The sequence below is a fragment of the Arthrobacter sp. NPDC058130 genome (assembly GCF_042884475.1).
Classification (GTDB): Bacteria; Actinomycetota; Actinomycetes; order Actinomycetales; family Micrococcaceae; genus Arthrobacter.
The window spans coordinates 15,349-28,578 of the sequence record NZ_JBHVTV010000012.1; the positions used below are offsets into that span (position 1 = coordinate 15,349).

At 65.4% G+C, this 13,230-nt stretch carries 10 protein-coding genes and 2 pseudogenes; 8 read left to right on the top strand and 4 right to left on the bottom strand.

The annotated features are described in order from the left end of the window. The first annotated feature begins 147 nt into the window (after positions 1-147). The 8 genes from glyA (at position 148) to ACFVTM_RS17855 (ending at position 9,278) form a co-directional block, all read left to right on the top strand. Positions 148-1,443, top strand: coding sequence for a serine hydroxymethyltransferase (gene glyA, locus ACFVTM_RS17820; RefSeq protein ID WP_390205340.1), 1,296 nt, complete (start codon positions 148-150; stop codon positions 1,441-1,443). Beyond that, on the top strand, positions 1,443-2,663 hold the full coding sequence (locus ACFVTM_RS17825) for a sarcosine oxidase subunit beta family protein (protein WP_390205115.1): 1,221 nt from the start codon (positions 1,443-1,445) through the stop codon (positions 2,661-2,663). The genes glyA and ACFVTM_RS17825 overlap by 1 nt, the downstream gene beginning before the upstream one ends. Before the next feature lie 13 nt (positions 2,664-2,676). Further along, a complete protein-coding gene (locus ACFVTM_RS17830; protein ID WP_390205117.1) occupies positions 2,677-3,084 on the top strand; it encodes a sarcosine oxidase subunit delta in 408 nt (135 codons plus the stop codon). Then, entirely contained in the window at positions 3,081-6,026 is a 2,946-nt protein-coding gene (locus ACFVTM_RS17835; RefSeq protein WP_390205119.1) for a sarcosine oxidase subunit alpha family protein, read from the top strand. Before ACFVTM_RS17830 ends, ACFVTM_RS17835 begins: the two co-directional genes overlap by 4 nt. Further along, complete coding sequence (locus ACFVTM_RS17840) at positions 6,019-6,654, top strand: sarcosine oxidase subunit gamma (protein WP_390205121.1); 636 nt, start codon at positions 6,019-6,021, stop codon at positions 6,652-6,654. The genes ACFVTM_RS17835 and ACFVTM_RS17840 overlap by 8 nt, the downstream gene beginning before the upstream one ends. Beyond that, a complete protein-coding gene (locus ACFVTM_RS17845) occupies positions 6,654-8,027 on the top strand; it encodes an L-serine ammonia-lyase (RefSeq protein ID WP_390205123.1) in 1,374 nt (457 codons plus the stop codon). Before ACFVTM_RS17840 ends, ACFVTM_RS17845 begins: the two co-directional genes overlap by 1 nt. 103 nt (positions 8,028-8,130) lie before the next feature. Continuing rightward, entirely contained in the window at positions 8,131-9,045 is a 915-nt protein-coding gene (gene pdxS, locus ACFVTM_RS17850; protein ID WP_390205124.1) for a pyridoxal 5'-phosphate synthase lyase subunit PdxS, read from the top strand. 17 nt (positions 9,046-9,062) lie between these two features. Beyond that, a complete protein-coding gene (locus ACFVTM_RS17855) occupies positions 9,063-9,278 on the top strand; it encodes a hypothetical protein (RefSeq protein WP_390205126.1) in 216 nt (71 codons plus the stop codon). Here ACFVTM_RS17855 and ACFVTM_RS17860 read toward each other — a convergent pair. The 4 genes and pseudogenes from ACFVTM_RS17860 to ACFVTM_RS17875 all read right to left on the bottom strand — a co-directional run. After that, positions 9,274-9,875 (bottom strand): annotated as a pseudogene (locus tag ACFVTM_RS17860) (glucose-6-phosphate dehydrogenase); the annotation flags it as partial. The gene ACFVTM_RS17855 and the pseudogene ACFVTM_RS17860 sit on opposite strands and share 5 nt — an antisense overlap. Positions 9,876-9,911: 36 nt before the next feature. After that, positions 9,912-10,164 (bottom strand): annotated as a pseudogene (locus ACFVTM_RS17865) (6-phospho-3-hexuloisomerase); the annotation flags it as partial. An 81-nt stretch (positions 10,165-10,245) separates the two neighbouring features. Next, positions 10,246-11,748: an MFS transporter gene (locus ACFVTM_RS17870; RefSeq protein WP_390205128.1), complete on the bottom strand. Its 1,503-nt coding sequence runs from the start codon at positions 11,746-11,748 to the stop codon at positions 10,246-10,248. A 484-nt stretch (positions 11,749-12,232) separates the two neighbouring features. Next, positions 12,233-13,210, bottom strand: a complete 978-nt coding sequence (locus tag ACFVTM_RS17875) for an ABC transporter substrate-binding protein (RefSeq protein ID WP_390205129.1) — start codon at positions 13,208-13,210, stop codon at positions 12,233-12,235. Between the last annotated feature and the right edge of the window lie 20 nt (positions 13,211-13,230).

Genomic DNA, 13,230 nt, shown 5'->3' on the forward strand with positions numbered 1-13,230 from the left:
TAAGGCCCCTTGGCCCGATTGCGGCCCTTGGCTCAGCCGGCCAAAACCGGTCGGAAAATCTGTTGACACCCACCGGAGCGGATAGCATACTTGAACCACGAAACTAATATATCAACAGGATATTAGATAGCTGACTTAGGAGAAATGATGGTCGACGTTCTGACCCGCTCGCTCGCAGAGACGGATCCGCTGGTCCACGCCGCTATACAGCAGGAACTGCTGCGCCAGCAGGGGACCCTGGAGATGATCGCCTCCGAAAACTTTGCGCCGACTGCCGTCATGGAAGCGCAGGGTTCTGTGCTGACCAACAAGTACGCCGAGGGCTACCCGGGCAAGCGCTATTACGGCGGCTGCGAGCACGTCGACGTCGTAGAGCAGTTGGCAATCGACCGCCTCAAATCACTCTTCGGTTCCGAATTCGCTAATGTCCAGCCCCACTCCGGCGCTCAGGCCAATGCAGCGGCGATGTTCGCCCTCATCCAGCCCGGTGACACCATCCTGGGGCTGAATCTCGCGCACGGCGGCCATCTAACCCACGGTATGCGCATCAACTTCTCCGGCAAGCTCTACAAGGTAATCCCGTACGGCGTTCGCGAAGACACCATGCAGATCGACATGGCCGAGGTGGAGCGCCTCGCCGTCGAGAACAAGCCGCGCCTGATCGTGGCCGGCTGGTCCGCCTACTCCCGGCAGCTGGACTTCGCGGAATTCCGCCGGATCGCGGATCTGGTCGGCGCGTACCTGATGGTGGACATGGCGCATTTCGCCGGTCTGGTGGCAGCCGGGCTGCACCCGAACCCGGTGCCGCACGCTCACATCGTAACGAGCACCACGCACAAGACCCTTGGCGGCCCTCGTGGTGGTGTGATCCTGACAAATGACGGCGACATCGCCAAGAAGATTAACTCCGCGGTTTTCCCCGGCCAGCAGGGTGGACCGCTGGAACATGTGATCGCGGCGAAGGCTGTCGCTTTCAAACTCGCGGCGGAGCCCGAATTCCGGGAACGCCAGGGACGCACCCTGGAAGGTGCCAGCATCATCGCCGAACGCCTGCTGGCGGCAGACGTCGCCGCATCCGGCGCGACTGTAGTCAGCGGCGGCACCGATGTGCACCTGGTCCTGGTGGACCTGCGAAACTCGGACCTCGACGGCCAGCAGGGCGAAGACCGCCTGCACCGGATCGGCATCACGGTCAACCGCAATGCTGTCCCGTTTGACCCCCGCCCGCCCATGGTCTCTTCCGGTCTTCGGATCGGCACCCCGGCCCTTGCCACACGTGGCTTTGGCAAAGCCGAGTTCACCGAAGTGGCCGACATTATTGCCGCAGCCCTAAAACGCGAGTTCAGCGAGGAGACGGCAGCCGAACTTCGGCAGCGGGTCGAAAACCTCGCCGAGAAATTCCCCCTTTACCCGAATCTCGCGGACAAGGATGGAGGCCAGTAATGACCACGGAACACCTGCCGGAGCACCCGGACTTCCTCTGGCGCAATCCGGATCCCAAGTCCTCCTACGACGCCGTGATTGTCGGCGGCGGCGGACACGGACTGGCCACGGCGTACTACCTGGCCAAGAACCACGGGATGACCAATATCGCCATCCTGGAAAAAGGCTGGCTCGCCGGCGGCAACATGGCCCGGAACACCACCATCATCCGCTCCAACTACCTCTGGGACGAGAGCGCGGCGATCTACGAGCACGCTTTGAAGCTGTGGGAGATCCTGCCGGAGGAACTCGAATACGACTTCCTGTTCAGCCAGCGCGGGGTCATGAACCTGGCCCACACCCTGGGCGACGTGCGCGAGAGCATCCGCCGCGTCGGCGCCAACAAGCTCAACGGCGTGGATGCCGAGTGGCTGGACCCGCAGCAGGTCAAGGAACTCTGCCCCATCCTGAACATCAACGACAACATCCGCTACCCGGTCATGGGCGCCACCTACCAGCCGCGCGCCGGCATCGCCAAGCACGACCACGTCGCCTGGGCGTTCGCCCGCAAGTGCGATGAGCTCGGCGTGGACATCATCCAGAACTGCGAAGTCACCGGCTTCGTGAAGGACGGCAACAAGGTGGTGGGCGTCAAGACCAACCGCGGCACCATCAACACCGAAAAAGTCGGCCTCTGCGCCGCCGGGCACAGCTCGGTGCTGGCGGAAATGGCCGGATTCCGGCTCCCCATCCAGTCCCACCCCCTCCAGGCACTGGTGTCCGAGCTCCACGAGCCCGTCCACCCCACCGTCGTCATGTCCAACCACGTCCACGTCTACGTCTCCCAGGCGCACAAGGGCGAACTGGTCATGGGCGCCGGCGTGGACTCCTACAACGGCTACGGCCAGCGCGGATCCTTCCACGTAATCGAGCACCAGATGGCCGCAGCCGTCGAACTCTTCCCGATCTTCGCCAGGGCCCACGTGCTCCGGACGTGGGGCGGGATTGTGGACACCACCCTGGATGCCTCCCCGATCGTGGGCACCACCCCGGTGGAGAACATGTTCGTCAACTGCGGCTGGGGAACCGGCGGGTTCAAGGGCACACCGGCGGCCGGACTGACGTTCGCGCACACCATCGCCACCGGAACACCGCACAAACTCAACCAGCCCTTCGCCCTCGAGCGCTTCGAAACAGGCGCCCTGATCGATGAACACGGCGCCGCCGCCGTTGCCCACTAGAAAGAGGTTGGACATGCTCCTGATTTCCTGCCCCAACTGCGGTCCCCGCGACGAGACCGAATTCCACTACGGCGGCCAGGCCCACGTGCCCTACCCGGAAAACCCGGCAGAGCTCACGGACCGCGAATGGGCCGAGTACCTGTTCTACCGCGACAACACCAAGGGCGCCTTCGCCGAACGCTGGCTGCACAGCACGGGGTGCCGGCAATGGTTCAACATGCTCCGCGACACCGTCAGCTACGACATCCAGGCCGTCTACCCGATGGGCGCGCCCCGGCCTGCAACTGCCATTCCTCCGGCGGCCGAAGCCGGAACTGCCAGCCTCGCCGCGGACAGCACCACCACTGGCAGCTCCGCACCCAGCATCTCCGCAACCAGCACAGCCTCCAGCACCACCGCCCCGGAAGGAGCAATCAAGTGACTTCCCAGAACGCCCGCCTCGACGCCGGCGGACGCATCGACCGCACCGTCTCCTGGCGCTTCACCCTGGACGGCGAGGAATTCACGGGACACCCCGGCGACACCCTCGCCTCGGCTCTGCTCGCCAACGGCCGGATCACCGCCGGCAACTCGCTCTACGAGGGCCGGCCCCGCGGCATCATGTCCGCCGGCGTGGAGGAATCCAACGCGCTGGTCAAGGTCGCCGCCCGGTTCCCGGGCCACGTGGCCGAGTCCATGCTCCCCGCCACCACGGTGACCCTCGTGGACGGCCTCAGCGCCGAATACCTCAACGGACTGGGAAAGCTGGACCCGGACGAGGACCGCGCCGAATACGACAAGAAGTACGTCCACACCGACGTCCTGGTCATCGGCGGTGGACCCGCCGGCCTGGCCGCCGCGCGCGAAGCGGTCCGCACCGGCGCCCGCGTGATCCTGATGGATGACCAGCCCGAACTGGGCGGATCGCTCCTGTCCGGACCCAGTGCATCCGGACTCGCTGGGTCCATCGAGGGCAAGCCTGCCCTGGAATGGGTGGCGGACGTCGAAGCGGAACTCGTCTCGGGCGCCGAATCCACTGTCCTGAACCGCACCACCGCGTTCGGCGCCTACGACTCCAACTACGTTATCGCCGTCCAGAACCGCACCGACCACCTCTCCACCCCGGCCGCCCCCGGCGTGTCCCGGCAGCGGATCTGGCACGTGCGTGCCAAGCAGGTGGTGCTGGCTCCCGGCGCCCACGAACGGCCGCTGGTCTTCGAGAACAACGACCGGCCCGGCATCATGCTCGCCTCCGCGGTGCGCAGCTACCTCAACCGCTACGCTGTCGCCGCCGGGCGCCGCGTGGTCATCGGCACCACCAATGACAGCGCTTACGACCTCGCCGCGGACCTCCGTGCCGCCGGCGTCAAGGTCGCAGCCGTCGTGGACGCACGCCCCCGGCTCACCAAGGCGGCGGCCGCCGCTGTCGAAGCCGGCACCCGGGTGCTGATCGGCAGCGCTGTGGCCGACACGGCTTCCGGCAGCTCCGACGGGCGGGTTGAGAGCGTCACCGTCCGCAGCATCAACGACGCCGGCGAGCTCACCTCGGGCGTCGAAGAGATCGCCTGTGACTTGCTGGCCGTCTCCGGCGGCTGGAGCCCGCTGGTGCACCTGCACTCCCAGCGCCAGGGAAAGCTTCGCTGGGACGAGGACCTGGCAGCGTTTGTGCCGAGCACCGTCGTTCCCAACCAGCAGAGCATCGGCTCCGGCCGCGGCAGCTTCGAACTCGCCGACTGCCTCGCCGAAGGCGTCTCCGCCGGGGCCGCGGCATCCATCGCCGCCGGCTTCAAGTCCGCTACGCAGCCGTCCGCCATTGGCGAACCGAAGGCGTCGGGGCCCACCCGCCAGCTGTGGCTGGTCCCCGGCCAGGCCGGGACACCGGATGACTGGCACCACCACTTCGTGGATTTCCAGCGGGACCAGTCCGTGGCCGACGTGCTGCGGTCCACCGGGGCGGGTATGCGCTCCGTGGAGCACGTCAAGCGCTACACCTCGATCAGCACCGCCAACGACCAGGGCAAGACTTCCGGGGTGAACGCGATCGGCGTCATCGCCGCCGCGCTCCGGACAGCCGGGGAAGCGTCCCGCGGGATCGGCGACATCGGCACCACCACCTACCGGGCTCCCTTTACCCCGGTGGCGTTCGCGGCACTCGCCGGACGCCAGCGCGGAGAACTCTTCGACCCCGCCCGCGTCACCTCGATCAACCCGTGGCACGTGGCACAGGGTGCGCTGTTCGAAGACGTGGGCCAGTGGAAGCGGCCCTGGTACTACCCGCAGGACGGCGAGGACATGGACACCGCCGTGCTCCGCGAGTGCGCCGCCGTCCGGGAATCCGTGGGCTTCATGGACGCCACCACCCTGGGCAAGATCGAAATCCGCGGCAAGGACGCCGGTGAATTCCTCAACCGGATCTACACCAACGCGTTCAAGAAGCTCGCCCCGGGTTCCGCCCGCTACGGCGTCATGTGCATGGCGGACGGCATGATCTTCGACGACGGCGTCACGCTCCGCCTCGACGAGGACCGGTTCTTCATGACCACCACCACCGGCGGCGCCGCGAAGGTCCTGGACTGGCTGGAGGAATGGCTGCAGACTGAATGGCCCGAACTTGACGTGCACTGCACGTCGGTGACCGAACAGTGGACCACCATCGCCGTCGTCGGGCCCAAATCCCGTGCGGTCATCGCCAAGGTGGCACCCGAACTCGCCGCTGGCGGCGGGCTGGACGCGGAAGCCTTCCCGTTCATGACGTTCCGCGAAACCACCCTGGCCTCCGGCGTGCAGGCGCGGATCTGTCGGATCTCGTTCTCCGGCGAACTGGCCTACGAAATCAACGTGCCGTCCTGGTACGGGCTGAACACTTGGGAAGCCGTGGCCGCCGCCGGGGCTGAATACAACATCACCCCCTACGGCACCGAAACCATGCACGTGCTCCGGGCCGAAAAGGGCTACCCGATCGTCGGCCAGGACACCGACGGCACTGTCACCCCGCAGGACGCCGGCATGGAATGGGTGGTGTCCAAGGCCAAGGACTTCATCGGCAAGCGCTCCTATGCCCGGGCCGACGCCCGGCGCGAGGACCGTAAGCACCTGGTAAGTGTCCTCCCCGTGGACGGCAGCATCCGGCTCCCCGAGGGCACCCAGCTGGTGGAAAAGGGAATCACGACGAACCCCGCCGACGGGCCCGTCCCGATGCAGGGCTTCGTGACCTCGAGCTACCACAGCGCGGCGCTGGGCAGGTCGTTCGCCCTGGCCCTGATCAAGAACGGCCGCAACCGCATCGGCGAAACTTTGGTGGCCGCTGCCGGGGACCAGCTGGTTGATGTTGTCGTTGCCGAAACCGTACTTTTTGACCCCGAAGGGACCCGCAAAGATGGCTAACACAGCAGCACTCAATGGCATCAATGGACTCCGGGCAATTCGCCGCAGCCCCGCCTCCCACCTGGCCGCCGCAGTGGAAGCCGGCTCCATCCAAGGAAAAGTGGTCCTGAGCGAGGGCCCGTTCCAGACCATGGCGGGCGTCCGCGTGGACCCCCGCTCCGAGGAAGGCTCACGGATCGCCGCCGTGGCCGGCAGCCTGCCGGCCCGCAGCGGCGAGGTGGGCGGCGGCAACGGCGTCAGTGTCCTCTGGCTGGGGCCGTCCGAATTCCTGGTGGTCGCACCGGAAAATGCCCACGATTCCCTGGGCGGAGACCTCATCGGCTCCCTCGTGGAGGCGCTGGGTGACGCGCCGGGCCAGGTCGTGGACCTGTCCGCCAACCGCACCACGTTCGAGCTCACCGGCCCGCGCGCCCGCGCGGTCCTGGAGAAGGGGTGCGCCCTTGACCTGCACCCCCGCAGCTTCATTCCGGGAACGGCCGTAAACACCGAGGTGGGCAACATCCCGGTGGTCCTCCAGAAGACCGGGGACGAAAGCTTCCGGCTCTTCCCCCGTGCCTCGTTCGCCGAGTTCCTGGGCCGGTGGCTTCTGGACGCAATGAGGGAGTTCGCTTCCCCTGAGGTGCCCTGATGGCCCTTAGCGTCCTTGACCTCTTCTCCGTTGGCATCGGGCCGTCTTCCTCCCACACGGTCGGCCCGATGCGGGCGGCCAAACTGTTCGCCGACGGGCTCAAGGGCGGCGGGCTCCTGAGCTCTACGACGAGGGTGCAGGCCGAACTGTTCGGCTCGCTCGGTGCCACCGGCCGGGGCCACGGTTCGGACAAGGCGGTGGTACTGGGCCTGCAGGGCCTGGACCCGGAAACCGTGGACACCTCCACGGCCGACGACCAGGTGGCGGCCGCCGCGCTCGACGCCGAACTCCTCATCGGCGGGCACCACCGGGTGGACTTCAACTGGGACGAGGATGTGGTTCTGCACCGCCGCAAGTCCCTGCCGGCCCACCCCAACGGAATGACGTTCCGGGCCCTGGACCACACCGGTGCCGTACTCAACGAACGGAGCTACTATTCGATCGGCGGCGGCTTTGTGGTGGACGGCGATGCCGACGCCGACGACCGCGTGGTGGCCGACACCACGGTGCTGCCCCACCCGTTCACAACAGCGGACGAGCTCCTGGAAATCTGCAGGCGCGAAGGAATGAGCATCTCCGACGTCATGCTGGCCAACGAGCTCACCTGGCGCAGCGAAGCGGACCTCCGCGAAAAGCTGCTGGCGCTCTGGGCCGTCATGCGCGAATGCGTGGACAATGGCTGTGCCGCCGAAGGGATCCTTCCCGGCGGACTGAACGTCAGGCGGCGCGCACCGTCGTTATTCCAGACCCTGACCGCGGACACGGGCGTCACCGACCCCCTGCGGGCGATGGAGTGGGTGAACCTCTTTGCCTTGGCCGTCAACGAGGAAAACGCCGCCGGCGGGCGCATCGTCACTGCCCCCACCAACGGCGCAGCGGGAATCGTCCCCGCCGTCCTGCACTACTACGTCAAGTTTGTGCCCGGAGCCGACGACGACGGCGTGGTCCGCTTCCTGCTGACCGCGGCCGCCGTCGGGATCCTGTTCAAGATCAACGCCTCCATCTCCGGCGCCGAAGTAGGCTGCCAGGGCGAGGTGGGCTCTGCCTGCTCGATGGCAGCCGCTGGCCTGTGCGAGGTACTCGGCGGGACACCTGAACAGGTGGAAAACGCCGCCGAAGTGGGGATAGAACACAACCTCGGCCTGACCTGCGACCCGGTGGGCGGCCTGGTGCAGATTCCCTGCATCGAGCGCAATGCCATTGCCAGCGTCAAAGCCATCAACGCCGCGCGGCTGTCCCTGCACGGGGACGGCTCGCACAAGGTCTCCCTCGACAAAGCCATCAAGACGATGAAGGAAACCGGTGCGGACATGAAAAGCAAATACAAAGAAACCTCCCGCGGGGGGCTTGCGGTCAACGTCATCGAGTGCTGACCCGGTGAAGTACCCGTGGCTCCAGGTGCGAACGGAAATCCAGGGTTCATCCCATTAGTAAAACGCCTGACTTCGCAGGCAGCGCGCCCCATTGGAGCAAAAAGTGTCCCATAGACCACTCCCGTACGAACACGTCACAGTCACGGGCAGCAACCGCGTGAAGCGCGGCATGGCGGAGATGCTCAAGGGCGGCGTCATCATGGACGTCGTCAACGCCGAGCAGGCCCGCATCGCCGAAGACGCCGGTGCCGTGGCCGTGATGGCGCTGGAACGCGTTCCGGCCGATATCCGCGCCCAGGGCGGCGTGTCCCGCATGTCCGATCCGGACATGATCGACAAGATCATCGCGGCCGTGTCCGTGCCGGTCATGGCCAAGGCCCGGATCGGCCACTTCGTCGAGGCGCAGGTCCTGCAGTCCCTCGGCGTGGACTACATCGACGAGTCCGAGGTCCTGACCCCGGCCGACTACACCAACCACATCGACAAGTGGAAGTTCACCGTTCCGTTCGTCTGCGGTGCGACCAATCTCGGTGAGGCCCTGCGCCGCATCAACGAGGGCGCGGCGATGATCCGGTCCAAGGGCGAGGCCGGCACCGGCGATGTCTCCAACGCCACCACGCACATGCGCCAGATCCGCGCCGAGATCCTCAAGCTCGCGGCCCTGCCCGAGGACGAGCTCTACGTCGCGGCCAAGGAACTGCAGGCCCCGTACGAACTGGTCAAGGAAGTCGCCGCCATAGGCAAGCTCCCGGTGGTGCTGTTCACCGCCGGCGGCATCGCCACCCCGGCCGACGCCGCGATGATGATGCAGCTCGGCGCCGACGGCGTGTTTGTCGGCTCCGGCATCTTCAAGTCCGGCAACCCGGCCCAGCGTGCCGCCGCCGTCGTCAGAGCAACCGCGTACTTCGATGACCGGGACGAGATCGCCAAGGCCTCCCGCGGCCTGGGCGAGGCCATGGTCGGGATCAACGTCGACGAGATCCCGCGGCCGCACCGCCTCGCCGAGCGCGGCTGGTAAAGCGGATCATGGTGGGTATGAGCCCAAGCCAGACCTCGGCCGGGCGTGGGCCGCGAAGCGACTGGGCCCGGCTGACGGGTCACACGGTGGAGGTGTGGCTTTCGGGGGAGCACATCATGACCGGCGTGGTGGAACAAGCAGCTGATGACGACTCCGTCCTCTGGATTGCGGCCGCCGGAAACAGCACACGAAGGCTCTTCGATAAGCCGACGGGATACCGGATCCGGGCCTAGCCGCCCCGTCCGGCGGGAACACCGGCCCGACGATGTCGTTCAGCTGCCAGGCCGATTCGAAGTGGTGCCCGAACGGATTTTCAATCACCATGCGGCCAGTTGTCGCCCGGGGCCTGGGCCAGACCGTGCTTGGAGAGCTGGCGGCAGACCTGCTCGAACGCCTTCGGCGGAATCGAAAAGTCGAACGCGTGGTTTCCCCGCGTCCCACGGTGCTCGTCGAGCTCATCGATCGTCTCGCCACCGCTAGAACGCGTCGTCGTCGAACTCGCCGTGCACGAACCGGATGGCCTCGGAGAGCTGCTTCCAGACCGTTTCATCGAACGGGTGCGCACGCAGGCCTTGACCGACTCCTTGCGCGGCGAAGCCCTCCTTCTCCCACTGCCGGCGGGCAATGCCAACCAGGGCAAAGCTCGGCGGCCGGAACACGCCGCGGTTCGCAAGGTCGTACACGGCCGGCATGAGCTTCTTGCGGGCGAGGTCACCGGTTACCCCGAACAGGACCAGCCCTGGCCGCCCGACAATACGGTTTGGACGCCGGTCCTGCGGATCCCGGAGCGGATTGCGCCCCCGACGTGACCGGATGAAGGCACCTTGCATGGGCCGCTTTCAGGAGGGCAATCAGGATCTGTCAGGAGGCGCCACGACCACCGCATCTGCCAAGACTGCGAGGCGGGACCCGGGGTTGGTGGTCTCAGCGGCCACCTTGGCGCCCGCTGAGGGGCTGTTTCAGCAGCCTTGCCGACGCCGGACGTGGTGCCTGTGCCAGATGCCACCTAGAGCAGATCGCCCGCACGATTTGCGGGGTTGTGGTGTCACCGGCTACGTGTACGTTCAGGCCAAAATGCATCAGTCGCAGCGCTGCCATCCGCAGGACCAGCCCGCTCCGGCGAGATTCGAGGCGGAATTATCTTGCAGCGGGGCTTTGTGGGTAGGCCACGAAGCGCCAGATCGGACTCATCCGAGTGGATCAGGCGGTCTCCTTCTGGGCCGTCACGAGTGCGTGTGCCTCAGCCATCGTGTCCACGCTGGGCATTGAGCCGGGGAGCGCACGGCGCGCCGACTCGGGCAGGAAGTAAATGGCGATCGCACCTATCACCGAAGTGCCGATCAGATAGTATGCCGGAGCCATGTCATCGCCGGTAGCATCGATCAGCCCCTGCACGATGAAGGGAGTCGTGCCACCGAAGATGGCCACGGAGAAGTTGTAGGCGATGCCCATGCAGCTGTAGCGGCTCGAGGTCGGAAACAGCGCCGGGAGCGCCGAAGCGAGATTGGCCACGTAAAACGTCACGGGGAAGGCCACCAGGGCAAGGCCGGCCAGAGTGGACCATATGCCTCCCATGCCGATCAACATGAATGCCGGGACGGCGAACAGGATGGTGCTCCCGGCACCGATCCAGAGGACCGGCCGGCGACCGATGAGGTCGGACAGCCTGCCGGTCAAGGGAATGCAAAGGGCCATCACCACGAGCACGGGAATGGTGAGCAGCGTCCCATGGACGGGGTCATACCCTTTGGAATCGGTGAGGTACGTCGGCATGTACGACGTCAGTGCATAACCTACGGTATTGGCAGCGGCGGCGAGGATCATAGCCAGCACGATGGGGCGCCAGTAAGCCTTTACAGCGGACAGGGGGCCCTTGGCCACGGCTTTGTCAGCGTTAGCCGCGTCCGCGGCAACGGCCCCTTGGGCATCCAAGGTGGCCTGAAACTGCGGTGATTCCTCGATCTTGTTCCGGAAGTAGATAGCAATCAGGCCGAGCGGTCCAGCGATCAGGAAGGGCAGCCTCCAGCCCCATTCCTCCATGGCAGCCTGGCCGAGCGTCAGTTGGAGCACGGAGACTACCGCGGCTCCCAAGGCGAAGCCGAGGTACGAGCCCATGTCCAGGAAGCTTGCGAAGAAGCCGCGCCGCTTGTCGGGTGCATACTCACAGACGAAGGTGGTGGCGCCGGCGTACTCGCCACCGGTGGAAAAGCCTTGGACAAGCTTCAGAAGCACCAGGAGCACCGCCGCCCATATGCCAATCTGCGCGTAGCCGGGTAGGAGACCGACGACGAACGTGCTTGCGGCCATCAGCATCAACGTGGCTGCCAGCACTTTCTGGCGGCCGATCCTGTCACCGAGCCAACCGAACACAACGCCGCCCAAGGGACGGGCGACGAACGTTGCGGCAAACGTGCCGAGCAGGAAGAGTGTCTGCACGGACCTGTCGGCTTCTGGGAGGAAGACGGGGCCCATGGTGGTAATGAGGTAGCCGAACACACCGACGTCGTACCACTCCATTGTGTTGCCCACAATCGTCCCGCCGAGGGCTTTCTTGAGCATCGGCTTGTCGACGACGTTTATGTCGGAGACCTTGAGCCTACGCCGTAGCAGGTTTGGTCTCTCCGCGCCCGGCGGTGTGATGGACGTTTCGAAGGCGTTACTGGCGCCTGCTGGAGAGTCGGTCAGGCTTCTGTGCGGGGACATTTGGGATTCTCCCAGGGGTATTGGTTTGTTCGCCTTTGTTTTGCCGGCGAGGGGTTCACATGGCCATCGGCCAGTGAGGCGTCTCGGTGGGTATGCGATTCGGGACACGGACAGGAAAGCCACTCTCGCAAGGATTTTTAGCTCGTTACGCGTGCTTGGCTAAAGCTACTGGTCGGTCGACGCACTCGCGTGGCATGCATCACACTGTTGCACATAACGATACATGTTGCGTGTCAGGCAATTCAAGAGTGGTTAACCAATGCATGCGCCTGCGAACGCTGCCAGCCCGCCGTGGGATCAAAGACCTGCGCGAAGGACGGGAGTACTGGGAATCCAACACCCCTGCTTCAAGGCCAGGGCGGTCCGGAATGAGGGCCACCCACCCACGGGTGACCCGTGGGTGGGTGAGTTTACCGGACCCGTACCTGAAATAAGTGAGACAGCACCGGGAGGACCTGCCGTCGCATAATCTCGACGGACTGGCCTAGGTGAGCCAGGCGTTCACAGCATCCTGGTGGGCGTCCACCCACTTCTTGGCCGCAGCCTCGGGCGTCATGCCGCCCTGGATGTCCGTGGCAACCGCGTTCTGGTCCTCGTTGGTCCATTTGAAGGATTTCGCCAGCTTGGCTGCGGGTGAGCCGCTGTCGGCGAACTTCTTGGAAATGATCTTGTTCAGCGTGTATGTCGGGTAGTCGCAGGCTACCTTTTCCGCGTTCGCGTCGCAGCCCTTGGTCCACTCCGGAAGTTTGACTTTCTTGAGCGGGACTTGGGAGAGGAACCACTGCGGCTCGTAGAAGTAGCCCAGCAGCGGCGTCTTGTTTTGCTCCGCTGTCCGGAATGACTGGATCAGGGCGGCCTCTGAACCGGAGAACACCACCTTGTAGTCCAGGTTGAGGTTCTTTACCAGGGCCTCGTCGTTGGTGACGAAGGCGGGATCGCCGTCGAGTACCTGGCCTTTGCCTCCGGATTCGGAGGTGGCGAGCATGGAGGCGTACTTGTTCAAGTTCTTCCCGTCGGTGATGTCGGGGTACTTTTCCGCCATCCAGGGCGCCACGTACCAGCCGATGTGGCCTACGTTACCGGTGGGTCCGGCGTCGACGGCGACTTTCTGATCGGTGATGTATTGCTTGGCCAGATCATCGTGGCCCCAGTTTTCGATGATGACGTCCACTTCGCCGGAGGCAAAGCCCTGCCAGGAGATCTGCTCGTTCAGGTCCTTCTGCACCACGGTGCAGCCCAGCTTGTTCTTCGCCACGTAGCTGTATACGGCGGCATCGGCCGTATACCCCACCCAGGCGTTCATCGCGACGTTGACACTTCCGCAGGGCGCCTCGGCGGTCCCGGAGGCGGCAGCCACCTGGTTCACCGAGGCGCCGCCGCAGCCTGCGAGCAGCAGGGCGGTGGCGGCAGCTCCAGCAACTGCCGGGACAGTTCGTTTCAACAGCAGTCCAGCTTTTTTCATGGTTAGGTCTCCTTGTTGGG